The 23,488-nt window shown below is 48.7% G+C and carries 25 protein-coding genes, 5 tRNA genes, 1 pseudogene and 1 CRISPR repeat array; of the genes and pseudogenes, 23 read left to right on the plus strand and 8 right to left on the minus strand.

Annotated features, from left to right (window positions below):
• Positions 1-125 precede the first annotated feature (125 nt).
• The 4 genes from ACAN56_RS28030 (at position 126) to ACAN56_RS28045 (ending at position 5,411) form a co-directional block, all read left to right on the plus strand.
• A complete protein-coding gene (locus ACAN56_RS28030; RefSeq protein WP_379146969.1) occupies positions 126-2,024 on the plus strand; it encodes a serine hydrolase in 1,899 nt (632 codons plus the stop codon).
• 120 nt (positions 2,025-2,144) lie between these two features.
• A complete protein-coding gene (locus tag ACAN56_RS28035) occupies positions 2,145-4,250 on the plus strand; it encodes a molybdopterin-containing oxidoreductase family protein (RefSeq protein ID WP_379146971.1) in 2,106 nt (701 codons plus the stop codon).
• A gap of 223 nt (positions 4,251-4,473) precedes the next feature.
• Positions 4,474-4,734, plus strand: a complete 261-nt coding sequence (locus ACAN56_RS28040; RefSeq protein WP_379146973.1) for a hypothetical protein — start codon at positions 4,474-4,476, stop codon at positions 4,732-4,734.
• A gap of 104 nt (positions 4,735-4,838) precedes the next feature.
• Complete coding sequence (locus ACAN56_RS28045) at positions 4,839-5,411, plus strand: histidine phosphatase family protein (protein WP_379146975.1); 573 nt, start codon at positions 4,839-4,841, stop codon at positions 5,409-5,411.
• A 191-nt stretch (positions 5,412-5,602) separates the two neighbouring features.
• Here the strand turns inward: ACAN56_RS28045 and ACAN56_RS28050 are convergent, their stop codons facing one another.
• The gene (locus tag ACAN56_RS28050) at positions 5,603-5,836 is read right to left on the minus strand and encodes a helix-turn-helix domain-containing protein (RefSeq protein ID WP_379146977.1); all 234 of its coding nucleotides are present in this window, start codon (positions 5,834-5,836) and stop codon (positions 5,603-5,605) included.
• Positions 5,837-5,989: 153 nt separating this feature from the next.
• Between ACAN56_RS28050 and ACAN56_RS28055 the strand changes: the two genes are divergently transcribed.
• Entirely contained in the window at positions 5,990-6,643 is a 654-nt protein-coding gene (locus ACAN56_RS28055; protein WP_379146979.1) for a hypothetical protein, read from the plus strand.
• A gap of 735 nt (positions 6,644-7,378) precedes the next feature.
• A CRISPR array of direct repeats spans positions 7,379-8,084; the repeat unit is 33 nt; unit sequence GTCGCACTTCGTATGGAGTGCGTGGATTGAAAT.
• A 232-nt stretch (positions 8,085-8,316) separates the two neighbouring features.
• Positions 8,317-8,871 carry a histidine phosphatase family protein gene (locus ACAN56_RS28060; protein WP_379147056.1) on the plus strand — a complete coding sequence of 185 codons (555 nt, stop codon included), beginning with the start codon at positions 8,317-8,319 and terminating at the stop codon, positions 8,869-8,871.
• Between the two features lie 585 nt (positions 8,872-9,456).
• On the opposite strand, the gene ACAN56_RS28065 is transcribed toward ACAN56_RS28060, so the two are convergent.
• Complete coding sequence (locus tag ACAN56_RS28065) at positions 9,457-10,038, minus strand: CGNR zinc finger domain-containing protein (RefSeq protein ID WP_379146981.1); 582 nt, start codon at positions 10,036-10,038, stop codon at positions 9,457-9,459.
• A gap of 166 nt (positions 10,039-10,204) precedes the next feature.
• Between ACAN56_RS28065 and ACAN56_RS28070 the strand changes: the two genes are divergently transcribed.
• Entirely contained in the window at positions 10,205-10,696 is a 492-nt protein-coding gene (locus ACAN56_RS28070) for a DinB family protein (protein WP_038586993.1), read from the plus strand.
• A 141-nt stretch (positions 10,697-10,837) separates the two neighbouring features.
• The gene (locus ACAN56_RS28075; RefSeq protein WP_342438723.1) at positions 10,838-11,008 is read left to right on the plus strand and encodes a hypothetical protein; all 171 of its coding nucleotides are present in this window, start codon (positions 10,838-10,840) and stop codon (positions 11,006-11,008) included.
• Positions 11,009-11,141: 133 nt separating this feature from the next.
• Here ACAN56_RS28075 and cmpA read toward each other — a convergent pair whose 3' ends face one another.
• On the minus strand, positions 11,142-11,279 hold the full coding sequence (gene cmpA / locus ACAN56_RS28080; protein ID WP_144024341.1) for a cortex morphogenetic protein CmpA: 138 nt from the start codon (positions 11,277-11,279) through the stop codon (positions 11,142-11,144).
• Between the two features lie 77 nt (positions 11,280-11,356).
• Positions 11,357-11,716: a hypothetical protein gene (locus tag ACAN56_RS28085; RefSeq protein WP_038586996.1), complete on the minus strand. Its 360-nt coding sequence runs from the start codon at positions 11,714-11,716 to the stop codon at positions 11,357-11,359.
• A 119-nt stretch (positions 11,717-11,835) separates the two neighbouring features.
• On the opposite strand from ACAN56_RS28085, the gene ACAN56_RS28090 reads away from it, so the two are divergent.
• Positions 11,836-12,321 carry a SprT family protein gene (locus tag ACAN56_RS28090; protein ID WP_197073705.1) on the plus strand — a complete coding sequence of 162 codons (486 nt, stop codon included), beginning with the start codon at positions 11,836-11,838 and terminating at the stop codon, positions 12,319-12,321.
• On the opposite strand, the gene ACAN56_RS28095 is transcribed toward ACAN56_RS28090, so the two are convergent.
• Positions 12,314-12,952, minus strand: a complete 639-nt coding sequence (locus ACAN56_RS28095) for a pentapeptide repeat-containing protein (RefSeq protein ID WP_379146984.1) — start codon at positions 12,950-12,952, stop codon at positions 12,314-12,316. The genes ACAN56_RS28090 and ACAN56_RS28095 overlap by 8 nt on opposite strands.
• 166 nt (positions 12,953-13,118) lie before the next feature.
• Here ACAN56_RS28095 and ACAN56_RS28100 point away from each other — a divergent pair, with 166 nt between their 5' ends.
• Positions 13,119-13,478, plus strand: a complete 360-nt coding sequence (locus tag ACAN56_RS28100) for a hypothetical protein (RefSeq protein WP_379146986.1) — start codon at positions 13,119-13,121, stop codon at positions 13,476-13,478.
• A 10-nt stretch (positions 13,479-13,488) separates the two neighbouring features.
• Here ACAN56_RS28100 and ACAN56_RS28105 read toward each other — a convergent pair.
• Positions 13,489-13,917, minus strand: a pseudogene (locus ACAN56_RS28105) (Lrp/AsnC family transcriptional regulator).
• Positions 13,918-14,043: 126 nt separating this feature from the next.
• On the opposite strand from ACAN56_RS28105, the gene ACAN56_RS28110 reads away from it, so the two are divergent.
• The 11 genes from ACAN56_RS28110 (at position 14,044) to ACAN56_RS28160 (ending at position 21,801) form a co-directional block, all read left to right on the plus strand.
• Positions 14,044-14,808, plus strand: a complete 765-nt coding sequence (locus ACAN56_RS28110) for an MBL fold metallo-hydrolase (protein WP_379146988.1) — start codon at positions 14,044-14,046, stop codon at positions 14,806-14,808.
• A gap of 128 nt (positions 14,809-14,936) precedes the next feature.
• Positions 14,937-15,012: transfer RNA gene (locus ACAN56_RS28115), tRNA-Asn, on the plus strand.
• Between the two features lie 7 nt (positions 15,013-15,019).
• Positions 15,020-15,108, plus strand: a tRNA-Ser gene (locus ACAN56_RS28120).
• 453 nt (positions 15,109-15,561) lie between these two features.
• Positions 15,562-16,467, plus strand: a complete 906-nt coding sequence (locus ACAN56_RS28125) for a branched-chain amino acid ABC transporter permease (protein WP_379147059.1) — start codon at positions 15,562-15,564, stop codon at positions 16,465-16,467.
• Between the two features lie 18 nt (positions 16,468-16,485).
• A complete protein-coding gene (locus tag ACAN56_RS28130) occupies positions 16,486-17,448 on the plus strand; it encodes a branched-chain amino acid ABC transporter permease (RefSeq protein WP_379147061.1) in 963 nt (320 codons plus the stop codon).
• Entirely contained in the window at positions 17,417-18,199 is a 783-nt protein-coding gene (locus ACAN56_RS28135; protein WP_379146990.1) for an ABC transporter ATP-binding protein, read from the plus strand. Before ACAN56_RS28130 ends, ACAN56_RS28135 begins: the two co-directional genes overlap by 32 nt.
• 5 nt (positions 18,200-18,204) lie before the next feature.
• Complete coding sequence (locus tag ACAN56_RS28140) at positions 18,205-18,906, plus strand: ABC transporter ATP-binding protein (RefSeq protein ID WP_038598786.1); 702 nt, start codon at positions 18,205-18,207, stop codon at positions 18,904-18,906.
• Between the two features lie 74 nt (positions 18,907-18,980).
• Complete coding sequence (locus ACAN56_RS28145) at positions 18,981-20,180, plus strand: ABC transporter substrate-binding protein (RefSeq protein WP_379146992.1); 1,200 nt, start codon at positions 18,981-18,983, stop codon at positions 20,178-20,180.
• 159 nt (positions 20,181-20,339) lie between these two features.
• Positions 20,340-21,470 (plus strand): alanine dehydrogenase, encoded by a 1,131-nt coding sequence (ald, locus tag ACAN56_RS28150; protein WP_379146994.1) that lies wholly within the window; start codon positions 20,340-20,342, stop codon positions 21,468-21,470.
• A 171-nt stretch (positions 21,471-21,641) separates the two neighbouring features.
• Positions 21,642-21,713, plus strand: a tRNA-Glu gene (locus ACAN56_RS28155).
• A gap of 5 nt (positions 21,714-21,718) precedes the next feature.
• Positions 21,719-21,801 (plus strand) — tRNA-Leu (locus ACAN56_RS28160).
• A gap of 91 nt (positions 21,802-21,892) precedes the next feature.
• Here ACAN56_RS28160 and ACAN56_RS28165 read toward each other — a convergent pair.
• Entirely contained in the window at positions 21,893-22,528 is a 636-nt protein-coding gene (locus ACAN56_RS28165) for a nitrogen regulation protein NR(II) (RefSeq protein WP_379146996.1), read from the minus strand.
• A 36-nt stretch (positions 22,529-22,564) separates the two neighbouring features.
• On the minus strand, positions 22,565-22,762 hold the full coding sequence (locus tag ACAN56_RS28170) for a transcriptional regulator (protein ID WP_038587016.1): 198 nt from the start codon (positions 22,760-22,762) through the stop codon (positions 22,565-22,567).
• Between the two features lie 143 nt (positions 22,763-22,905).
• Between ACAN56_RS28170 and ACAN56_RS28175 the strand changes: the two genes are divergently transcribed.
• Positions 22,906-23,271: a helix-turn-helix domain-containing protein gene (locus tag ACAN56_RS28175; RefSeq protein WP_038587018.1), complete on the plus strand. Its 366-nt coding sequence runs from the start codon at positions 22,906-22,908 to the stop codon at positions 23,269-23,271.
• A gap of 83 nt (positions 23,272-23,354) precedes the next feature.
• Positions 23,355-23,437 (plus strand) — tRNA-Leu (locus ACAN56_RS28180).
• The last annotated feature ends 51 nt before the right edge of the window (positions 23,438-23,488 follow it).

Here is a 23,488-nt window from a genome sequence, read left to right on the forward strand (position 1 = left end):
TCTATCATTTTTTGATGCGTATTTTATGATCTTAAGATGAATTTAAGATTGAGGGAAGATTCAGGACAGAAACGGACGGTATGCTAAAAGCAGAACGAACCATTATAGTGCTGGAGGTTGCAAGAATGAAAAACAAATTACAGCGATTGCTCGCAGTGCCGCTTGTCTTCTTGGGGATGAACGTCTTCATGGGCCATGAAGCAGAAGCGGCTGCCACACCTGCTGTGCCTGCCGCTTTATCGGCGAGCCAGCTTGAACAGAGTATAGACCCTATTATGCAAGAGGAGCTTGAGAAGCGGCATGTTCCCGGATCGGCCGTAGTCGTGACTCAGGGAGACCGGATTATTTTCAGCAAAGGTTATGGTTATGCCGATGTTGAACAGAGCATTCCTGTAGACCCTGCAAAAACAATCATGCGGTTAGGTTCGATTACCAAAACGGTAACAGCCGTATCAGCTATGCAATTGGTAGAGCAAGGGAAGCTGACGCTGCATGATGACCTTAATACTTTTTTGCACGCGTATCAATTGCCTTCCTTCGGAAAGCAGCCCATTACGCTGCATCACCTGCTGACCCATACTGCCGGGCTGGACGAGTCCATCTACAAGATTCAGGCCCACTCCCGGGAGAAGTCTCTTTCGGCAGAGCAATATCTGCGGCAATATTTCCGCCAGCAGCCTCCCGTGAGGGAGCCGGGACAGGAATACGAATACAGCAACGCGGGACTGGGATTGGTTGGCAACTTGATAGAGCAGACTGCGGGTACTGATCTAGGGGCCTATATGTTCCAGAATGTGTTTACTCCCCTGAAGATGCCCAGCGCAAGCCTGACGGTTCCCGAAAGCAGCCCGGATATGGCAAAATCCTATGTGTATTCCAATAAAAAGTACACTGCTGTGTCGTCGACTTACCCCCACATCCCTGGGGCCGGGGCCCTGAGTGTGATTCCCGATGAATTTGCCCATTTTATGATCGCTTTACTTAACCAAGGGGTTTATCAAGGGACGGCATTGTTGAAGCCTGACAGCGTTGAAATGATGCAGCAGTCTCAATTTGCTGAGCACCCGAAGGTTGACGGTGTAGGATATGGCCTGTATCGGGGACATCTTGCAGATGGTAGCACTGTGCTGACGCATACCGGAGAGATCGAAGGATTCGCCGCCAAAATGGAGCTTATCCCTTCGCAGAAGCTTGGCATTCTAATTGTCAGCAATGGTGAAGAGGGTGGGATAACTTACAACAAGGTCACGGATGCGGTTGCCGGGCTGTTAACCAAAAAGACGGAAGCTGTGACGCCATTGCCGTATTCCTTGGAGGATTTGCAGCAATACGAGCGGACTTACACCTTTGCCAAGGTTCCGCAGCATGGCTGGGGCAAATGGCTGTATTTCCTGGGCGGCAGAAATTACAAGGTTACAGCAGCCGAAGGAAAACTGGTTGTGAGCGGAGTATTCCCGGATGGGAGCGGAGAAACGGCGGAGAAGAGCTTCGTGCCGATTGCCGATGGATTGTTTCAGGAACAGGAGGGTGGGATGCAGCTGTTGATCGACAAACAGCATCATTGGAAAATGACCATCATCCAGGAGACGACCTTCTCACCGGAGCCGGGCTTCTGGAAACGTCCTTCCACCTTGCTCATCATGTACATTGTCCCTGGATTACTGTTCCTTGCGCTGCTGGCAGTCACGCTGATCCGTTATGTCGTGCGGTTATTTCGTAAGCCGCGCAGAACTGTATCGCTGCATATTACTGCAATCTCGCTGCTCATGTCCGTCTTTCTGCTGCTTCAGCTGACTTACAGCAATGGGGCCATTACCTTCGGCTACCCGGCGTGGTATGCGTGGGGTGTCTCTTCACTGCCTTTGGTGGCTGTCCTGTTTGCTCTTCATTTGCTCTGGCGGAATGCCAGTCAGGCTGTTAAAGGAAAAGTCATTGCCCTGACGCGCTGCTTCGTTGCGATTGCCTGCATCGGTTATACAGGATTTATGTACTATTGGAATATGTTATCTATCCATTTCTCGTAGCCCGGGAAAGCTCACTTTTCCAATGGGGATTTATTTAGGCACTCTGTTCATGTCCGGAGCCCTAGTGTATGATTAAGCTATGATCTTAACGTTTGCTATAAGCGATGGGAGAGAGCTGACATGAAGAACATACAGGACGGAGTCTTTCCCGCGGTATGCCCGCTCGATTGTCCGGATACCTGCGGGCTGCTGCTGCACAAAAAGGACGGGAAGCTCGTCAAGATAGAGGGCAACCCGGAGCATCCGGTGACCAAAGGAGCGATTTGCAACAAGGTGCGGCATGCGGGCGAATGGACGCAGCATCCGGACCGGCTGACACAGCCGCTGAAGCGGGTTGGCCCTAAAGGGGAGGGAGCTTTTGTGCCGATCAGCTGGGATGAGGCCATTGCCGAAATTGCCCGGAAGCTTCGCTCGGTGAGTGAAGAGTTCGGCTCCGAGAGCATCCTCCCTTATAACTATTACGGCAATATGGGCTTCCTCAGTGTGGAGGGGATGAACCGCCGTTTCTTTAATGCGCTTGGCGCGAGCCGGTTGGAGCTGACCATATGTGCATCCGCCGGAAATGAAGGCTGGAAACATACGATGGGCTTCAAGGGCGGATTAAATCCGGAGGATACGGTGAACGCCGACCTGATTATTATCTGGGGAGCCAACATCGTCAGTACGAATATGCACCAGGTGGTGCTGGCAGAACAAGCGCGCAAGCGCGGGGCGAAGGTCATTGTTATTGATGTTCACCGCAACCGTACGGCCCAGTGGGGCGACTGGTTTATCCAGCTCCATCCGGGAACGGACAGTGCGCTGGCGCTGGGGATTATGCACATCCTGTTCCGCGACAAGCTGGTGGATGAGGATTTTCTGGCCCGTTATACGTTGGGGCATGAGGAGCTGCGCCGGCAGGCGCAGCTGTATCCTCCGCAGACCGTCTCGGATATTACCGGCGTCCCTGTAGACGACCTGGAGCAGCTTGCACGGATGTACGGCGAAGCCAATGTGTCTTACATCCGGATCGGCAATGGCCTGCAGCATCATGACAACGGCGGGATGAACGTGCGCAGCATCAGCTGCCTGCCCGCCCTGACCGGCCAATGGCTGAAGAAAGGCGGCGGTGCGCTGAAGTACAACGGCGCCTATAACGCACTTAATGCCCGGGCGCTGGAACGGCCGAAGCTGCGCCCTAATCCGCGGGCGCGGAGCATCAACATGAACCGGCTGGCCCAGGCGCTGGAGATGACCGAGCAGCCGGTGAAGGCGTTGTTTGTGTTCTGCAGCAACCCTGTGGTTGTGGCGCCGGAAGCGGACCGGGTGCGCGCCGGCCTGCAGCGGGAGGATCTGTTCACCGTGGTGCATGAGCTGTTCATGACCGACACCGCGAAGTATGCCGATATCGTGCTGCCGTCAACAGCTTCGTTCGAAAATACCGATCTGTATGCCTCCTACTGGCATCACTATATGCAGCTCCAGGAGCCAGTTCTTGAGGCACCGGGAGAGTGCAAAAGCAACTTTGAGCTGTTTTCGCTGCTGGGCCGTGCGATGGGGTTTGACGAGGAGGCCTTTAGTCAGAGCGAGGACGAAATGATCCGCGAAGCGCTGGACAATCCGGTCAACCCGTACCTGAACGGTGTCACGCTGGAGCGGCTGCAGGCCGAGCGCCATGTGAAGCTGGATCTGACGGCGCGGGAGAACTTCCTGGATAAGCTGCCTACGCCATCAGGCAAAATCGAGCTGTATTCTTCCACACTTAAGGCGGAGGGCCTCTCGCCCCTGCCTGTTTACGAACCGCTGAAGGAAGGATATGACGGTGTACGCCGTCCTCGTGCAGATGATCCGTATCCGCTGAACTTCATCTCGCCGCCGAACCACAATTTCCTGAACGGCACCTTTGCCAATGTGGAGAAACATCAGCGGATGGAGAAGGGGCCGATGCTGCAGATCCACCCGCTGGATGCCGAAGCCCGCTCCATCCGTGACGGCGACAGAGTGAAGGTTTATAACGGCCGGGGCGAAATCGTGCTGAAAGCCGTTGTGACCGACAAAATGCTGCCCGGCACCGCGATCAGCCAAGGCCTCTGGTGGGAAGGGGAAGACGGCCCGCAGCGGGTCAATGTTCTGACACCGGACCGGCTCAGCGACATGGGCCGCGGCGCCACCTTTTTCTCGACCACCATTCAGGTGGAGAAGCTGAAGCTAGAGGAGCAACCGGAGACGATAGCTCAAGAGTCGTAATATTGCAAATAAATGAGCCGCCCTTGCAAGTGAAGGGCGGCTGTTTTGATTATTGACGCAATAGCTGATGTTTTTTGAGTATAGGAAAATCTGCGTTGCTGAGGTTGAGAAATCAATGTTGAAATTCCCATAAATAAAGTCCAGGGTGAATAAATATGATTGAACGGGAGGTTGAAGCGGAAAACAGGCAGAGCCGAAATGAACCTGAAGGGGATAGCTGAACATGATGATAGTTGGAACGATACTCGCGATTTTGGCTGCTGTGGTATTAACCATTTTTTTGGGCCCATACGGGATACTGGTATTGTTTGCAGTAGGGTTTGGATTATTGCTCAGCATACACGTCAGAACGAAAGAAATTCATAACGACATGCAGAAAATCAAGGAGAAGCTTGGGCTTACAGCCGGCGATGATTATGTCAGCGATCAGGAGATTGAGGCGGAGCTGGAGCTGGAGCAGGACAGAGTGAAGGAAGAGCATTAGGACGAGGAAATGGTAAGGATAAGGTAAGGATAAGGTTAGGACAAAGATAAGGGTTAGACAAAAAACTGATAAAAACTGAGTGCTTTTATATGGAGGTAATAGATTTGGAAACGATTGTATATCTTATCCGCCATGCGGAATCTATATATGTGGAAGGGAAGGATAGAACGAGAGGTTTGTCCGAACAAGGTCATAAGGATGCGCTAAGAGTCAAATCCATTTTGCAGGATGCCATCATAGACAGCTTTGTTTCGAGTCCTTATGAGCGGGCGATCCTCACGGTCAAGCCGTTGGCGGATGAGCTGCACAAGGAAATTATTATTATTGAAGAGCTTCGAGAAAGAACCATCGGCGATATTGGAAATTCGAGTTTCCACGAGGCCAAAAAGAGGGTGTACGAGGATTTCGAGGTGGCTTTTGCGGGTGGAGAATCTAGTTCTGAGGCGCAGGCAAGAGGCATCCAAGAGATGGAGCTTTTACTGGAGAAATATAAAGACCAAACCATCGCCATCGGTACCCATGGCGACATCATGACGCTCATCATAAATCATTATGATCCGAAGTATGGTTACGAGTTCTGGCAATCGACGTCCATGCCCGACATCTACCGGTTGGAGTTTGAGGATGGGAAGTTGAGTTATGTGGCGAGGGAGTGGGTGTTAGAAGGTAATTCGTGAATTTTGCAAATTATACTTGTGGTGAGCCTTCTATGTTTTGAGTGGTTTTCACTTTTATCTCCTGAATTCTTACGTAATTAGAGTAATTTACATGCAATGATATGTAGTAGTTTAGCGAAAAAACCAAAAAAACAAAAAGCACAAAAATTCCGCTTATACAGCAGGAATTCAGTGCTTTTTTTCACTTCTGATTATCCTTTACGTCGTACTTCGAACAAATCGTTAGGACTGACATCAAAGTAGAGACATAACTTCATTATCAGTTCTGCTGAAATTTTCTTCTTATCCATATTATTGTTATGCATTAATTCCGTAATCGTTGTTCTTCGATGTCCAATTTCCTTAGACAATTTTAATACAGATATACCGCGCTCTTTTAATATGGTGTCTAACTTGCAGTAAAGTGTGTATTCGATAAATTCCATGGTCTCCTCCAGATATAGAAATAGTTGCACTTTGAAAGTGCATGTAGTATATTGTTGAAGTAGATGGTGAACTTTAAACGTGCAACTCAATATGAGTATTTTGTTGGTACGCTCTTACAAATATCCTTAGAGCAAACAGACGGAGGAAGCCATATGCCGAAACGCCGACCTCGCAAACTTAATACCCAAGCTATTCTTGATATCACTAAAAAAAATTTGGTCTGGCCGGAGTTAGAGGATCAACAGGATGCAATACATTACTATCATCTCACTGATGCGCTCGGACGTAAATGGCAAACCATTGGTTGTCATGTTACGGATGCGATTAAAGTTTTTAATATGGGGGAGTATCCTCCATGGACGTCAATAATCCAAACTGCGCCCTATAATCCAAATATCACTATTCGAGAACTGGTGCCAATGTTAAATTGTAAAGATAAAGCATTAATAAACGACATGCAAATTATATTAAATACATCTATCCGGTGTAACCAGTTTATAAATAAAATTGTTAACGTGAACTATTATAGTATCTTTCAGGTGTTGTATGACCTCAAAAATGATTATCTACTGAATGATCCAATACCAATCTCAGCATTTGAACATATGTACAGTATTAATCCAATCGAAGCCCTTTCTCGATTGTACTTGGAAAATGTAGATACGTTGGATTATTGGGAGTGGTTGCAAGCTGGTGGTTCGGCTGAACTGGCTATTAATTTTAGAAATATGAATCCAAATCTAACTTTAATTGAAGTTTTAGAAAAAGCAGAGAGAGTGCAAGGAATAACAAAGGTGCTTGAATGAGGCACCTATCATACAAGCACATCTTTCACTATAAAAAGAACCTCATAGCAAAACGGTTCTTAGCCCTAATATAAATCCAAACTATTGATTGCAGCGAAAACCATAACTTTAGCCAAAGTGGCGACTTTACAGAGCCGTAAGAGAGAATTGCTTTTATTGGGAAATATGAAGGCAAGACCCTTATCATCGGCACGTACGGTGATATTTGTGACTCTAGTGCTGAATTATTTTGATTGGCAATATGGATATGGACTCTGGAAATCCACTATGATGCCAGATAATTACCGGTTGGAGAGGATGGAAAGGTTAGCCAGCGTGGGAAAATGTGAAGTTGAAGCTTATATGGAATTGCGGGGAGGTTTGTACTTTTGTTGTTGCAAGGATTTTAGCGCTATTGAAGAATGTATTGGTGAAGTACTGCTCCTGTACGGGATCATGGATTGAAACATGAATTATTAAAAATACTGGGAGGTGGATAATATTCTGCTATCATGGAGAGAAAGTATCTATTTAGATTATCAAACAAATTCTAAATATCCAAGGTCGGTAATTCAAGTGCGAATGGGAAGCTTACATGATTTCCCCGAGTCCTTCGCACCTCGAATTTTGTCGAAAAGATTAAATATCGATTACTTCCTCTAAAAGTAAATACCTAATCTATGCTTTTTTGTTATCTTTTCGGTTGGAACGCGCTAAATTGATACGGATATTATATTATTTTTGTTTATTTTCGCAGTCGCACTTCGTATGGAGTGCGTGGATTGAAACTTTTATAACTATGGAAAATTATCGCATAGAACTGTCGCACTTCGTATGGAGTGCGTGGATTGAAACCTGAATCCACACCAACAGAATCTACTTATGTTAGTCGCACTTCGTATGGAGTGCGTGGATTGAAATTGGAAATCTTGCTGGTTATAATCCTGGTACAGATGTCGCACTTCGTATGGAGTGCGTGGATTGAAATACAGACACGGACTATATATCTATGGAACCGGCGTGTCGCACTTCGTATGGAGTGCGTGGATTGAAATACAGATATGTCAAATATGAGCACAGACGATTACCGTCGCACTTCGTATGGAGTGCGTGGATTGAAATCGAATGTTAATGAATACCGTTAGGGGCTACGGCCCGTCGCACTTCGTATGGAGTGCGTGGATTGAAATCAATCCAGTTGATCCTGTGGGGTCTTCAGCTCCCGTCGCACTTCGTATGGAGTGCGTGGATTGAAATTAATGTTGTGGCAGGTGCTATCCGCCAAGAAGATTGTCGCACTTCGTATGGAGTGCGTGGATTGAAATCCTACGATAGCTGCGTTATAAATTTTAGGCATTGTGTCGCACTTCGTATGGAGTGCGTGGATTGAAATTTTGATGGTGATAATGTTATCCTGCAGGCAGCTAACGTCGCACTTCGTATGGAGTGCGTAGATTGAAATCGAAGTCCAATCTATCCAAAAATTGGTGTTATGATGATCACCATTGATTTGTCAATGGCGTCGCACTGCGTAAAGGAGGAATAGATAAAAATCCATCCCATCAATACCTCTATTCTGTTAAAACGGAGATGTCGCAGTTCATCTGTCTGAATAATAGTAAGCAGACGAATATTTAGGTAGGACACAAAATAATATCTTATAAGAATAGAACGACCTCCAGAATTTATATCTTATCCGCCATGCGGAATCTATATACGTGGAAGGGATGGATAGAACGAGAGGGGTGTCCGAACAAGGTCATAAGGATGCACTAAGAGTCAAATCCATTTTGCAGTATACAGTCATAGACAGCTTTGTTTCCAGTCCTTATGAGCGGGCGATCCTCACGGTCAAGCCGTTGGCGGATGAGCTGCACAAGGAAATTATTATTATTGAAGAGCTTCGAGAAAGAACCATCGGGGATATTGGGAATTTGAGTTTCCACGAGGCCAAAAAGAGAGTGTACGAGGATTTTCAGGTTGCTTTTGTGGGTGGAGAATCTAGTTCCGGTGCACAGGCAAGAGGCATCCAAGAGATGGAGCTTTTACTGGAGAAATATAAAGATCAAACCATCGCCATCGGTACCCACGGTGACATCGTGACGCTCGTCATAAATCATTATGATCCGAAGTATGGTTACGAGTTCTGGCAATCGACGTCCATGCCCAACATCTATCGGTTGGAGTTTGAGGATGGGAAGTTGAGTTATGTGGCGAGGGATCGGGTTGAGGGAATGAGTAGAATGTAAAGATTAATTATATTGTTAAATATTGGATTGTCGTGAATCTTTCTGTATGAAATAATAGATTTATTGTTTTAATTTAATGTTCTCAAAGTCGGAAATAACTTATGGCAAATAAAAGTTAGCAAGTTTTTGTAGTGCGAATGTATAGCTCACATGGATTATCCGGGACATTCGCACCTTATTTTTTACATTTATTAGTATATTGTAGGTTTGTTAATGTATTTTTTTTCCTGAAAGAAGTGGAAATTTGCAGTTTGTGAAGCGAAAAAAAGTATTTTTAACCACTTTTTCGTTAGAAACCGCTGTCGCTCCCTACGCGGGAGCGTGGATTGAAATTATAAGATACTCTATCTGCATAGCAATGGACCGCGTCGCTCCCTACGGGAAGCGTAAATCGAAATCCTCCAACACGGTTTGCCCAAATAGCGCGTAGCCCCCTATACGCATGGTCACTTCAGCAAACTTTTTAGGTTAGATTTAACCTTGTTTATGTGTGCCTTTTCAGGCGGCTACTTTCTTTATTCTCTATCATGGGATTATTGGCTTAAGTATGATTGGAGCGGATTCGATCTGGTGACCATCCTCCTATCATTTAACATGGTCCCCGGCATCCCCGGCGTCTTCTGCTTTTTTTCGTGCCCGGAAGCGGCGCACCTTCATCAGATTGCCGCAGAGCTTGTCGTCGCAGTAGCGCTTGGAGCGGTTGCGGGTATCGTCGTAGTAGACCCAGAGGCAGTCAGGATTGTCGCAGATGCGGAAACGAGAGGTTTCCTTCTCCAGCAGGGCAGCAGCAAAAGAAGCGGCAATCTCGGCCATAACCTGTTCCCAGTCGTTGCGTTGCGGCAGAAGAGAGAGCTCCACCCGGCCGTCCGGCTTCCAGACTACTTGTCTAATCGCTGGCCCTTTGCCCATATACATATTCAGTTGCTCCAGCAGCTTAGGATCTGCGCTATTGCCTTGCACCAGCTTCTGCACTTCGCCCCACAACAGGCCGCGCAGCTGCTTCAATTGCTCCAGTTCATCAGGCTCCGGCGGCGATGTTACCTGCAACGATTGCTGCTCCAGCCACTTCTCCAGCCATTCCTGATCCTCCAGCCTGTCCCGGTCCTTGCTGCGGTCGCCTGTCCGCCAATCCCGCCAATAGCTGTTAATGAAATCCTCCCACAGCACGGTTCATCCATCCTTCCGCAGCCTTCTCTTTCTCTTGATTGTAACAGTTAAAAATCATGTTTGCTAGTTACTTGAATCCTCCGCTTGAATATGCTACATTTCTTGTGTAACGGTTATCGGAGCTTTGAGTGGTTACATTGCTCACAATACTTTGAGGAGGTAAAACATGCAGAATAAGATTAGCGATGTTTTGCTGCAAAACTGGGATTATGCCATGGATGTCGAGGATTGGGCGCCGCCGCTTAGTGATGCGCTGCAGGGTGTGGATAGCATTCAGGCCAGCTGGAAGCCGGGGGAAGCGGGCAACTCCATCTGGGAGACGGTCAACCATCTGACCTATTACAAGGAACGTTTGCTGAATAAGCTCAAAGGTCTGCCGCAGCTGCCGGATGCAGAGAGCAACGACGCCACTTTTGCCGTAACAGCAAGTGGGGAAGAAGCGTGGGAACAGGCGGTTGCCAAGCTGAAGACCATCCATGCTTCACTGCGGGAAGTGATTGAGGCGCTGGAGGAAGGCATCTACGACTGGGGCGGCTCGGGCCATGCTCCGGGTGAAGAAGTGATGAGCCTGATTCTGCATGATTCCTACCACACTGGACAGATTGTGCTGGTCCGCAAGCTGCAAGGCTCCTGGCCTTCCCACCGCAGTTTTAACTGATTAATTAATGTCTAAAAATGAAGCCGCATCTCCGCTGACCGGGTATATCCTGGCTTTGTGGGGATGCGGCTATTTGTTTCAAGCAGGAAAAGCCGGGGTTAATGGAGGCTATACAAGCTCAAGAATCGAAAGGAGAGATTGATGATGGAACCGAACTATAAGGACAGAAGTGTTGAAGTAGAACGCACGGAGGTACACAAGAAATCGGATTCCAGCGTTGTCGCATCCACCTTTATTAAATACGCGGCGTATATTATTATCATTTTCGGAATCCTGTTCTTCCTGGTGAGATACGTTTTCCCGATGTTCTAAAATCATAGACGACGAGGCAGCGAGCTTGCGGCAAATGTAAGCGCCTGAGGATCTTCACAAACCAAAAGCCACGGCTACCCTGACGGTAATCGTGGCTTTTGATCTTCACACACACCTGAATTGCAATATAACTCTATACTTCTCTAGGTACAGAATCACGGGATTCGGCGGAATTGCGGTAAAAAAACCAGCATTCGTTCAGCAGCTTGATCTGACGGCGGTCCTTTTTGAAATAAGCCTTCATGAGCTGATGGCAGAGCCACTGTGGCAAGTGTACCCCTCCTCTGGCATGCTTCCTATGTACAGCATATGGGAAGGAGTGCCCAAAGGTGCGGCGAAGGCTACAATTTAATGAATACCTTCTTCTTCCTCTTCGTACCACTGTTCCAGCTGTGCCTGCAGCGCACGGATTTCCGTCAGCAGCGAGATCAGCGGATAATTATTCTCCTGAATAGAGGAAAAAGCGCTCTCCAGCCGGTTGATGTACGCAAGCCCCGACTCCAGCGTATACCCCTCGCGCAGAAGATCCAGCGAATCACATTCCGCGATGGCCAGCGGCAGGTTCGGCACATTGTCCGCCGTCAGCTTGTCGATCTCTTTATTGAGGCGGAGATTAAGCGCACTCAGCTGGTACGCATATTCCTCCGGCATTTCCACAAACTGCAATTCCTGTTTCTGCTGCAAAATTACATACCGCATTTTCGGCATACGTCATTCTCCCTCCGGACTTGTCTTCCTTCTTGACAGTTTAGCCTATGGGCAAGTTACAATTCAAGTAGAGATCTTATTTCCTGTGGAGAGGACCTGTGAGAAACGCTATGACGACTATGAGTAACGAAGAGCTGCAGCTGTGGATCGAGCAGGTGTCGCTGGGCAGCTTTGGCGTGCCATTCCGGCACAAAGCAAGCTTTAACAACAGACTTACGACAACAGGCGGACGATATTTTACCAAAAGCCATAATATAGAGATTAACCCGCAGCAGCTGGCGATGTATGGGCGTGAAGAGACGGAGAAGATCATCAAGCACGAGCTCTGCCACTACCATCTGCATCTGGCGAAGCGGGGATATATGCACCGGGATGCCGATTTCAAAAGCCTGCTGGCCCAGGTCGGCGGAAGCCGTTACTGCGGAGCGCTGCCGGGGGCCAAGGCCCGCAAGCCGCAGCCTTACCGGTATAAGCTCGTGTGCACCGATTGTGCCATGGAATATCCGCGCAAGCGCAAGGCTGACCCGAAGCGCTACCGCTGCGGCAAATGTGCCGGCAAGCTGAAGCTGGTAGCACTTGAACTAGGGAATGGCCAGTCTACTTAATGACGAGGCCCAGCAGCCCGGCAAAAGAAGCCGCCTGATCTGCGGAAATAATACAGCCCGGCAGATCTTCAATATCCACATTCAGGCCGCTGAATTCGCAGTCGCTTAAGTCGATATCTCTTAATTTGGAGCCTGCCATTACCGCCTGATCGATTTTGCAGACTGAGAACGACATTTTATTGAAAGTCGATTGATAGAAGTCGGCGCTGTTGAGTGAACTGTTCTCGAAGGCCGTTTGTTTGAAGTTTCCGAACCGGAAGCTGGCGAAGTCCCCTATGCAGTCCGTCACACGGACATTCTGGAATCTTGCTCTGGTAAAGTCGGTTCCGATCATTTTGCACAGCTTGAACTCAGTCCGGTGAATGAAGGCTTCGCTGAAATCCACGTTGGACAGATCGCAGTTTTCAAAGATCACATCCGTCAGCTCGACAGCACGGAGTGAGGACTCGGTAATCGTGACATTTTTGAACAGTACTTTATCGAAGGATACCTTGGACGCTTCCTGGTATTCAATGAAGGTATCGCTGATGGCGCAGAGGCTGAACTCCTCTTTGGACTCCAGGGAGAACACTTGCTGCACTGGCAGAGAGAGCGGGTCGGCGATTTTGGGCGGATCAATTTTATAGTTCATGCTGGCCTCCAATAATGATAATGAGTGGTTCCGTCGCCGAAGCGGCGGGTGAATGAGTTAACTATCCTGCGCGGCAGGTGTTTTGTCAATGTTCCGGTAGTCTGCTGGAGGCTAGCTCAGAACAGGGATAACAGCCTAGTTATAACGGGAACCCAAAGGCTTTCTATTGCAAAAGATACAGCAGATTTCTTACTTTTGGCCTGCAAATAGCAATCTATTGTATTTCGTGCAGCAGATTGAGGTAGGGGTAGAGGTAGAGACCTTTCACAGAGTCACTCTATTGATGTTCAGCGGAGGGCGGCTGGTATTCGTGAAAAATATGCAGCAAAAACAGCTGTTTGGCGTTATTGCCAATCAGCTGTTTTTGCTATTCACCTATTCTGCTATTCACCTATTCTGCTATTCACCTATTCTGCTATTCACCTATTCTGCTATTCACCTATTCTGCTATTCACCTATTCTGCTACTCACCTATTCTGCTGCTCACCTATTCTGCTATTCACCTATTCTGCTGTCCGTCTGGTGATGACTGCGGTTTATTTGAGCTGTTTCATGCCCAGATTAATCCGATAATTGCCATACTCCAGCAGTTCGTCGAGAAAACCATTCAGCTCCGCCTGATCCCCGGTACGCACGCGCATCCAGTAGCAGCCTTCCCCGCTGACCCGGTGCAGTTCCACTACGCTGCTGTGGTTTAGGGCAAACTTTTGAAAGGGAGGATGGGCGGCGTTGGAGCTTAAGAACACGGTGATAAAGGCGTGGATGCTCTGTCCGATTTTGAGCGGATTCCAGCGGACGGTATAACCTTAAATAATCTCTAATTCCCGCATTCTGCGGATTCGTGCGCCTACCGCCTGCCCCGTCATATGAACATATTCTCCGATGTCCTTGTGGCTGAGCGTGGAGTCTTCTATAAGATATTGAAGGATGCGGTAATCTGTATCGTCGATGAGGTAGGGGGTCATAAGTTAAATTCCTTTCCAGATGAAAATAGAACAGGCCAATCTCTTTCACGGCACAATGTATTCCGCACGCAGGTCCATTTATAATTGATTGTAGCAGAAGACAGCTGGAAAGAAGAGGTGTTTAGAATGAAAATTCAATTGATCCGCAATGCGGCCTTATGGCTGGAATACGGCGGTGTTACCTTCCTGATCGACCCGATGCTCAGCGAACAGGGTACCAATTCGCCGATTGTGAATACGGAGAATGACCGTAGAAATCCGCTCGTTCCTTTGCCGGGGCCGGTTCAGCAGTGGCTTTCACCGGATGCTGTGCTGGTTACACATCTGCATCAGGATCACTGGGATGCGGCGGCGGTGTCACTTTTGCCGCATGAGATCCCGCTGTTATGCCAGGATGGGGATCAGGATACAATCGCTGCCCAAGGGTTCGGCAATATCACCGTGGTACAAGACAATGCTGCATTAACGTTCCGTGGGGTGACCCTGACACGAACCGCAGGCCGGCATGGAACAGGAGAGATCGGAGAGCGGATGGGCAAGGTATCCGGTTTTGTCTTTCAGGCTGAAGGTGAGCCTGTGCTGTATCTGGCCGGAGACACCATCTGGTGTGCGGAGGTCAAACAAGCCTTGGACGAGTATAGTCCGGAAGCGGTCATTGTCAATGCCGGAGGCGCGCAGTTCATAACGGGAGGCCATATTACAATGAATGATCAGGATGTCGTTGACTTATGCCAATATGCCCCTGAAACATCCGTCATCGCCGTCCATATGGATGCCATTAATCATTGCCTGGTTACACGTGACTTGCTTAAAGCACGCTTGCAGCAGGAGGGGCTGCTGGACCGTGTTGCCCTTCCGCTGGATGGAGAATGGATTCAGATCGATGCCTAAATCTAAGCTTCATGTATAGTGTTGTGCCCGTCAAATTCATGAGCTGATTGTAAACGATCTCAGAGTGGCTTTTGTCCGCTTGACTAGATCACGAAATCATGATAAATTATTCCTTGTTCATGTAATGTTCCCTGATAGCTCAGTTGGTAGAGCACTCGACTGTTAATCGAGTTGTCACAGGTTCGAGTCCTGTTCGGGGAGCCATTTACTTGGAGAGATACCCAAGTGGCTATAAGGGGACCCTCTGCTAAGGGGTTAGACTGCGTAAGCGGTGCGAGGGTTCGAATCCCTCTCTCTCCGTATCGATACTTTCAGACAGTAAGAGCTCCCGAGCGGGGCTCTTTTTTTTGTGCTGTATACTCATGCTTTTCCAGCCGGACTACCAGTGCAACCCGTTACCTCTTTAATAAATTGAAGGATTGAAGCTGTAAAGAGACAAATGTTATATTATTTACAGAAAAACAAAGCATTGTAACAGAAAAGGGAATAAATACAAAAACAATCGACCTTTAAAATCCTCTGCTTTACTCCGGTTTTCATCGATTTTTGCGAATAATACACAAAACACTCCATTCAATTCACTCATAATGTCAATAAACCTAACGTATAATTCCGAATTTTATATTAAAACCACTCATATATTAGTGACGAAGAAATAACTGTATGTTAATATAAATGACATCTTGAGGGATTGAACAGAATGTAAGGCGTAGAAAGGGGAATTTTGATTATTATGGAGAGAAGGGGATGGCGATGGAGTACTTCATTCAGCAGTTAATTAACGGTATTTCCGTAGGCAGTATTTACGCTCTAATCGCCCTTGGTTACACCATGGTGTACGGAATTATTAAGCTGATCAACTTTGCGCATGGGGATGTGTTTATGGTCGGTTCGTTTATCGGACTGTACAGCGCAAAATATTTGGCGAACGCAGGGCTCCCTCCTGTGCTTGTGTTGATCTTGTCGCTTATAATTTCGATGACCATCAGCGCACTGCTGGGCATCACGATTGAACGCTTCGCCTACAAGCCGCTGCGCAAATCGACCCGGATTGCCGCACTTATTACGGCCATTGGCGTATCGTTCCTGCTGGAATACACCGGAGTGCTTATTCTCGGGCCTCAGGCGAAAGGCTTCCCGGACATAATGGACAAGAAACAGTACCAGTTGTTCGGCACATCCATTCAAGTGGAATCCAATCAAATCATGATTCTTCTAACAACCATAATTCTTATGATTCTCTTGCAATATATCGTACGTTACACCAAAACCGGTAAAGCGATGCGGGCGGTATCGTTCGATGTGGAGGCGGCCCGTTTGATGGGGATCAACGTAGACCGCACCATCTCGGCAACTTTTGCTATCGGTTCTGCGCTGGCCGCTGCTGGGGGAGTGATTTTCGGCATGACCTACAACTCCGTCGATCCGCTGATGGGCGTTATGCCGGGGCTTAAAGCTTTTGTAGCCGCAGTTCTTGGAGGCATTGGAAGTATTCCCGGGGCGCTTGTTGGCGGATTGCTGCTGGGAACGGTAGAGACGGAGATTTCTTCGCTCGGATTTTCCTCCTGGCGTGATGGAGTAGCTTTTGCAGTATTGATCCTGATCCTTATCTTTAAACCATCCGGGCTGTTCGGCAAGAATATCCGGGAGAAAGTGTAGGAGGGAACCGGCGTGAAGATGACAAGAAAAAAGTTCTGGATGGGCATTATTGTTGCCCTGGCGTTTTATGGAGTCGTTCAAGTTCTTCTAACAACGGGAATATTCAGTGACGTTACAAGGTCGACGCTTCTCTTGATCGGTGTCAACATCATGCTGGCGGTATCGCTTAACCTCATTACCGGGATTACCGGACAATTCTCCATCGGTCATGCAGGCTTTATGTCTGTAGGTGCGTACACTTCGGCGATTCTGACACTGGATTATAACGTTCCATTCGTTCCGGCGATTATTGCCGGCGGTTTGCTCGCTGCTGTGTTTGGGGTCCTGATCGGAATGCCTACACTCCGGCTGAATGGTGACTATCTGGCCATCGCCACACTGGGGTTCGGCGAGATTATCCGGATCATCATGCTGAACACGGAATTCGTCGGCGGCGCCTCCGGGCTCAGCGGCATCCCTGCCAAAACGACCTGGACCCTGCTATTTCTCTTTACCTTAATTACAGTGGTTGTGATCAATAACTTTATAAGATCCACACATGGCCGGGCCTGCCTTGCCATCCGCGAGAATGAAATCGCCGCAGAGGCGATGGGGATTAACACGACGCGTTATAAGATTATTGCTTTTACAATCGGTGCATTGTTCGCCGGTATAGCGGGTGGATTGTCTGCGCATACGTTCTACGTGATTACTCCGGGCAGCTTTAACTTTCTGAAATCGTTCGAGATTATCGTTATGGTTGTTCTCGGGGGACTCGGCAGTACAGCCGGCTCCATTGTGGGTGCTGTCTTCGTTACCTTGCTCTACACCTATCTGCGTGAATTCCCGGAATGGCGGATGATTATTTATTCGATCGTTCTGCTCCTGATGATGATATTCCGTCCAAGCGGGCTGCTGGGTACAACGAAATTTTCATTCGGCAAGCTTGGCAAAAAGGAGGTGAAGGCAGATGACAACATCACAGGCAGCAGTGCTTCTTGATGTTAAAGAGGCCAGCCGTTCCTTTGGAGGGCTTAAGGCGCTCAGCGAAGTTTCTCTTCACATTAACAAAGGTGAACTGATCGGTCTGATTGGGCCGAATGGTGCCGGCAAAACGACGCTTTTCAACCTGTTAACCGGCGTATACCCGCCCTCTACAGGCAGCATTCTTCTTAACAATGAGTCCATTGGCGGGATGAAGCCCTACAAGATCAACCATAAGGGCGCTGCGCGCACCTTCCAGAATATCCGGCTGTTTACGGCCATGACAGTATTGGAGAATGTCAAAATCGCCTTTCACCAGCATGCCAGACATTCCTTGTTTACCTCCATGCTGCGGCTGCCGAAGCATTTCAAGGGAGAGGACGAAATTACACGGAAGGCGATGGATATTCTCAAAATATTCAATCTCGCGGACCAGAGTGAAGAGGTTGCCAGCAATCTCAGCTATGGTAACCAGCGGCGTCTGGAAATTGCACGGGCGCTGGCGGCCGGGCCGAAGCTGCTGCTGCTGGATGAACCGGCGGCGGGCATGAACCCGAACGAGACGCGGGACTTAATGAATCTGATCGCCTGGATCCGTGAGGAATTTGACCTCACCATTCTGTTGATCGAGCATGATATGTCGCTTGTTATGGGCGTCTGCAACCGGATTTATGTCTTGGATCGCGGGATACTGATTGCTGATGGAACTCCGGCGGAGATTCGGAATAATCCCAAGGTTATCGAAGCGTATTTGGGACAGGAGGCGTAAGGGCAATGCTTAAAGTACAGGGGATCAATGTTTATTATGGAGCCATTCACGCTCTGAAGGACCTTAGCATCCATGTCGAGCAAGGGGAAATTGTAACACTGATCGGAGCCAATGGTGCAGGCAAGTCGACGCTCCTGAAGACTCTGTCAGGTCTGCTTAAACCCAAAACAGGCAGCATTGAATTTCTGGATAAATCGATTACCAGCCAGAGTGTTCAGGCGATCGTCAAACAGGGCCTGATCCATTGTCCTGAAGGACGCCGCGTGTTCGCCAATATGTCTGTTGAAGAGAACCTTGAGCTTGGCGCTTACCTGCAGGAATCCGGAAGTCTGGCGGCTGATTTCGAGAAGGTGTACGACATCTTTCCGAGGCTTCGGGAACGCAAGAAGCAGCAGGCAGGTACTTTGTCTGGTGGCGAACAGCAGATGCTTGCCATGGGGAGGGCTATTATGGGGCATCCCCAGCTGCTGCTGCTGGATGAGCCGTCGATGGGACTTGCACCGCTGCTGGTACAGGATATTTTCAAGATTATTAAAGATGTGAACGAAGCCGGAACTACTGTGCTGCTGGTGGAGCAAAATGCGCATCAGGCGCTCAAAATCGCCCACCGCGCCTACGTGCTGGAAACGGGCAGAGTTGTTCTTGAGGGGGATGCCAAGGAGTTGGCGGATTCCGAAGAAATCAAAATGGCCTATCTCGGGCACTAAGAGGTTAGCCTCACTAAGGGCATCATAGAAACAACATATATACAATTCTATTATCCGGGAGGCTGGGAGAAACTATGAAGAAAATTGGGGCCATTATTTTGTCAACAGTACTGACTGCAGTATTGGCATCGGGCTGCGGCAACGACAACACAGAGAACAGCGGAAACTCTGCAAGCGGTGGTAATTCTGGCGGGGACACTATCAAAATCGGCGCGAACCTTGAGCTCACGGGCGGCCAGGCCTCTTTCGGCGATTCCGTGTCCAAAGGCGCGAAGCTGGCGGTACAGCAGATCAATGACGCAGGCGGCATACTCGGCAAGAAACTGGAATTAATCGTAGCCGATAACGCCTCGAAATCCGAGGAAGCCACACAAGCCGCGCAAAAACTGATTACCAATGATAAGGTTGTTACCATCATCGGTGCTTCGACCTCGACCAACACGCTGGGGATCGTCCCGGTGGCTACGGAGAAGAAAATACCGCTGGTATCTGTTGGTGCCACCAACCCTAAAGTGACGGTGGATGAGCGCAGTGGCAAAGTGAACGAATGGGTGTTCCGCACTGCCTTTATCGATCCTTTCCAAGGAGAAGTTATGGCTAACTTTGCTGTAGATTCGCTGAAAGCCAAAACAGCTGTAATTTACACAGACACGTCGAGTGACTATTCCAAAGGTCTGCAAAAGTTCTTTGAAGAAACCTTTAAGGAAAAAGGCGGAGAGGTGCTGAGCCAGGAATCCTATCAGCAAAAAGACTCCGACTTCAAAGCCGTGCTGACACGGATCAAAGAGCAAAACCCGGATGTAATCTATCTGCCGGGCTACTATGAAGAAGTCGGCAAAATCGTAAAGCAAGCCCGCGAGATGGGCATTACAGTTCCCTTCCTCGGCGGCGACGGCTGGGATTCTCCGCAACTCGCTGAAATCGCCGGCAAAGAGGCTCTGGACAATACTTATATGTCCAACCATTACTCACCGGAAGATACCGCTACTGAAGTTACATCCTTCGTTGATGCCTACAAAGCTGCCAATGGGGGCGCAGTACCGGATGGGATGGCCGCTCTTGGTTATGATTCCCTGAAGCTGGTTGCTGACGCCATTACCCGTGCAGGTGAGGCTGATCCTGCCAAGATTAAAGATGCTTTGGCAGCGACCAAAGATCTGCAGCTGGCTACCGGTAAAATCACGCTCAACGAAACACATGACCCTGTTAAAGCAGCTGTTGTTCTGAAATTCGTTGACGGCACACAAACTTTCGAAACAAAGGTAAATCCGTAAGAGGTTCAAATGCATATAATAACGGGTAGGAACGATTAAGAACCGCAATCAAATTTGTTTATCATCGGGGTGTCCAGTACGCCCCGAATCACCTTAGCTGTGAAGAGAAGGGCTCAACATTGGGCCTTTCTTTTCGCATAACATTAAGGAGGAGAATAAATGATTGTCGGAGTACCCAAAGAGATCAAAAATAATGAGAATCGTGTAGCGATTACTCCAGCCGGAGTGGAGGCGCTCCGCAAAGCAGGTCATGAGGTGCTGGTCGAGCAATCGGCAGGCGCGGGCAGCGGATTCACCGACAGTGAATATCTGGAGAAGGGTGCAGAGGTGCTTGACGCTGCGGCCGGAGTCTGGAGCAAAGCAGCGATGATCATTAAAGTGAAGGAACCGCTGCAGGAAGAGTATGGCTACTTTCGCAAGGGGCTAATCCTGTTCACGTATCTGCACCTTGCTCCTGAGGCCGGCCTTACCCAGGCGCTTGTGGAGAGCGGAGTAACTGCGGTCGGCTATGAGACGATACAGCTTGAAGACGGTTCGTTGCCGCTGCTTATCCCGATGAGCGAGGTAGCCGGACGGATGGCTGTACAGATTGGCGCTCGGCTGCTGGAGAAGCCGCATGGCGGCAAAGGTATCTTGCTTAGCGGAGTTCCGGGCGTGCAGGCCGGTGAAGTGGTCATCATTGGCGGAGGGATCGTCGGCACAAATGCGGCGAGGATTTCGCTGGGAATGGGGGCACGCGTGACGGTGCTTGATTTAAATGCCAGCCGGCTTCGTGAGCTGGATGATATTTTTGACGGGCGAGTGGCTACCCTTATGTCTGATTCTTATCACATTGAACAAGCTGTACGCAAAGCCGACCTGTTGATCGGTGCAGTGCTTATACCGGGTGCCCGTGCACCGAAGCTGGTAAAAGAGTACATGGTGCGGCAAATGGCAGAAGGTTCTGTAATTGTAGATGTGGCGATTGACCAAGGGGGTTCGATTGAGACAATCGACCGAATGACTACTCATGAGAGCCCAACCTATGTAAAGTTTGGTGTTGTGCACTATGCTGTGGCCAACATGCCGGGTGCAGTAGCCCGGACTTCAACGCTAGCGCTGACCAATGTAACCATTCCTTATGCCCTGCAAATTGCCAATTTGGGTATTCATGGAGCAGGGGTGAAGAACGCGGCGCTTGCCCGCGGACTTAATGTCGTGGCCGGACAGGTAACCAATTTGGCTGTTGCACAAAGTCTGGGATATGAGGCGGCGGATGGGCTGGAGGTACTGGCTGCTCAAGGGGTGTGACGGACATACAAAAGTTGGAGGGTCTCTGCGGGAAGGCGGAGATTTAGCGGGGATGAACGGCTGATTGCTGCAGCTGTGAATGTCCGTTATTTTTTTGAGAAAAGTTCTTGTCAAATCAGCCTGGGTTTGATATACTCATTTTTGTTGTGACAAAGACAACTTATCAAGCATGGCCCGTTGGTCAAGGGGTTAAGACACCTCCCTTTCACGGAGGTAACATGGGTTCGAATCCCATACGGGTCATATATGCGGTAGTGGTGGAATGGCAGACACGCTATCTTGAGGGGGTAGTGGGTGTATACCCGTGGAGGTTCGAGTCCTCTCTACCGCATACGATGTTTAGAAGAGAAAGTCCTTGATATTCAAGGGCTTTTTTCTTTGCATTCACAGGTTGCGGATTTCTGGTACTTGGACAGGAGAAATCACCATTTCAAGGCTCCGGCGTATTTCGGGTACAGCTCACGGATGCAATCCGGGCAGATATCATGGGTGAATTGCAAAGACAGCTGCTGCAGCAGGAAACGTTCAATGGTCACCCACTCCTCGCTGTTGTTGCGGATAGATTTGCAGGAGGCGCAGATAGGAACAAGAGGTTGAGGGTTCTTCTGGTGCAAACGCAACGGCTGGATCGTTCGGACAGGCTGAACAGGCTGACTTGTGACAACAGGGCCAACATCCTGCAGAGAGAGAATGATAGCCTGGTTTGCAGCCGGATTCTCATGGATAAGCGGAAAGGCGTCTACACGGAATCTTCTGCTGCCTTTGGCCGCAGTCTGTAGAATAAACTCGGAACTGGATATTAAAGACTCGCCGCGAAGGATGTGATGCAGCGCCTCCTTAAGTGCAGTGATCTGGGAAGGGGTGGACATCGATTGTTCGAATAACTCCAGAGCATCAGCGCCAGTCCAATCGGCATGCGGGGAGAGTCCATAATGGTTGTTGTATTCCTTCCAGGAGTCGTTGGTGAACAGGATGATCCCCTGGCTGTCGATAACCAGTGCATTATGCGGCAGAGCATTAAGGGAACGGATGAGGGAAATGGATATGCTGAATGGCAAAGGTTATCTCTCCTTGATAGTTTACAGGATGGAAAGCTAGGATGGAGGCAGGTTAAGCAGCTCTGCGACTTGGCGCCTGTAGCGCTCGGCCCTGCGGGTGCCGTGAATCAGATTGGATAGGCGATAAGGCGGAATTCCGTACAGCTCACAGAATTTCTTCTGATCCATGTGCATTTCCGTCAGCCGCTGTTTGATTGCCCAGCCAAAAGGAGTAACAGGACGTTTGCTGTTCAAAACACTTCACCTCTTATCGACTATCCAGTCGTGTGATATAATGAATGGGAATAATAATAGTTAATTATATACTTTTTTACGTCATTTTACAATAAAAATTACGTAAATAAGTATATTTAAATAGTGCGGAAGGCGGATTGCTGATGGCGTCGATATACGAGCGGATAGAATATTTGATCAAACAAAAAGGACTGACAAAAAAGTCCTTCTGCGAACAGCTGAATATCAGTACCGGCAACATGGGGGATTGGAAGCGGGGCAAGTCGACGCCCGGAACACATAAGCTGATCGAGATCGGTGCTTTTTTTCATGTGAGTCTGGATTGGCTGATTCTGGGCAAGACTACAACGGAGATTCTTCGCGAAGGCGGGGAGGATTATTTTTCTGGCCAAATACGGCAACTGAATTGCCAAAGTGAGGAATTGCTGCAGAAGGAGCAAGAATTTATTAAGGAATATATCGAGTTTGCCCGATACCGCAGGCTTAAAGAAAATGACGAAAATTCTTAAAGTGGTGTCTTTACATTTTGCTGAAATGGATTTATAATATTGAATGTTGGCCTCAAACAATGCTTTAACGTTTTACTCACCGCGCGGTAGTGGTGGAATGGCAGACACGCTATCTTGAGGGGGTAGTGGGTGTATACCCGTGGAGGTTCGAGTCCTCTCTACCGCATACAAGAAGAAACCTGAAATACCTTGTTGCTCAAGGGATTTCAGGTTTTTT

Source organism: Paenibacillus paludis (genome assembly GCF_042610515.1).
Lineage (GTDB): Bacteria > Bacillota > Bacilli > Paenibacillales > Paenibacillaceae > Paenibacillus_AQ.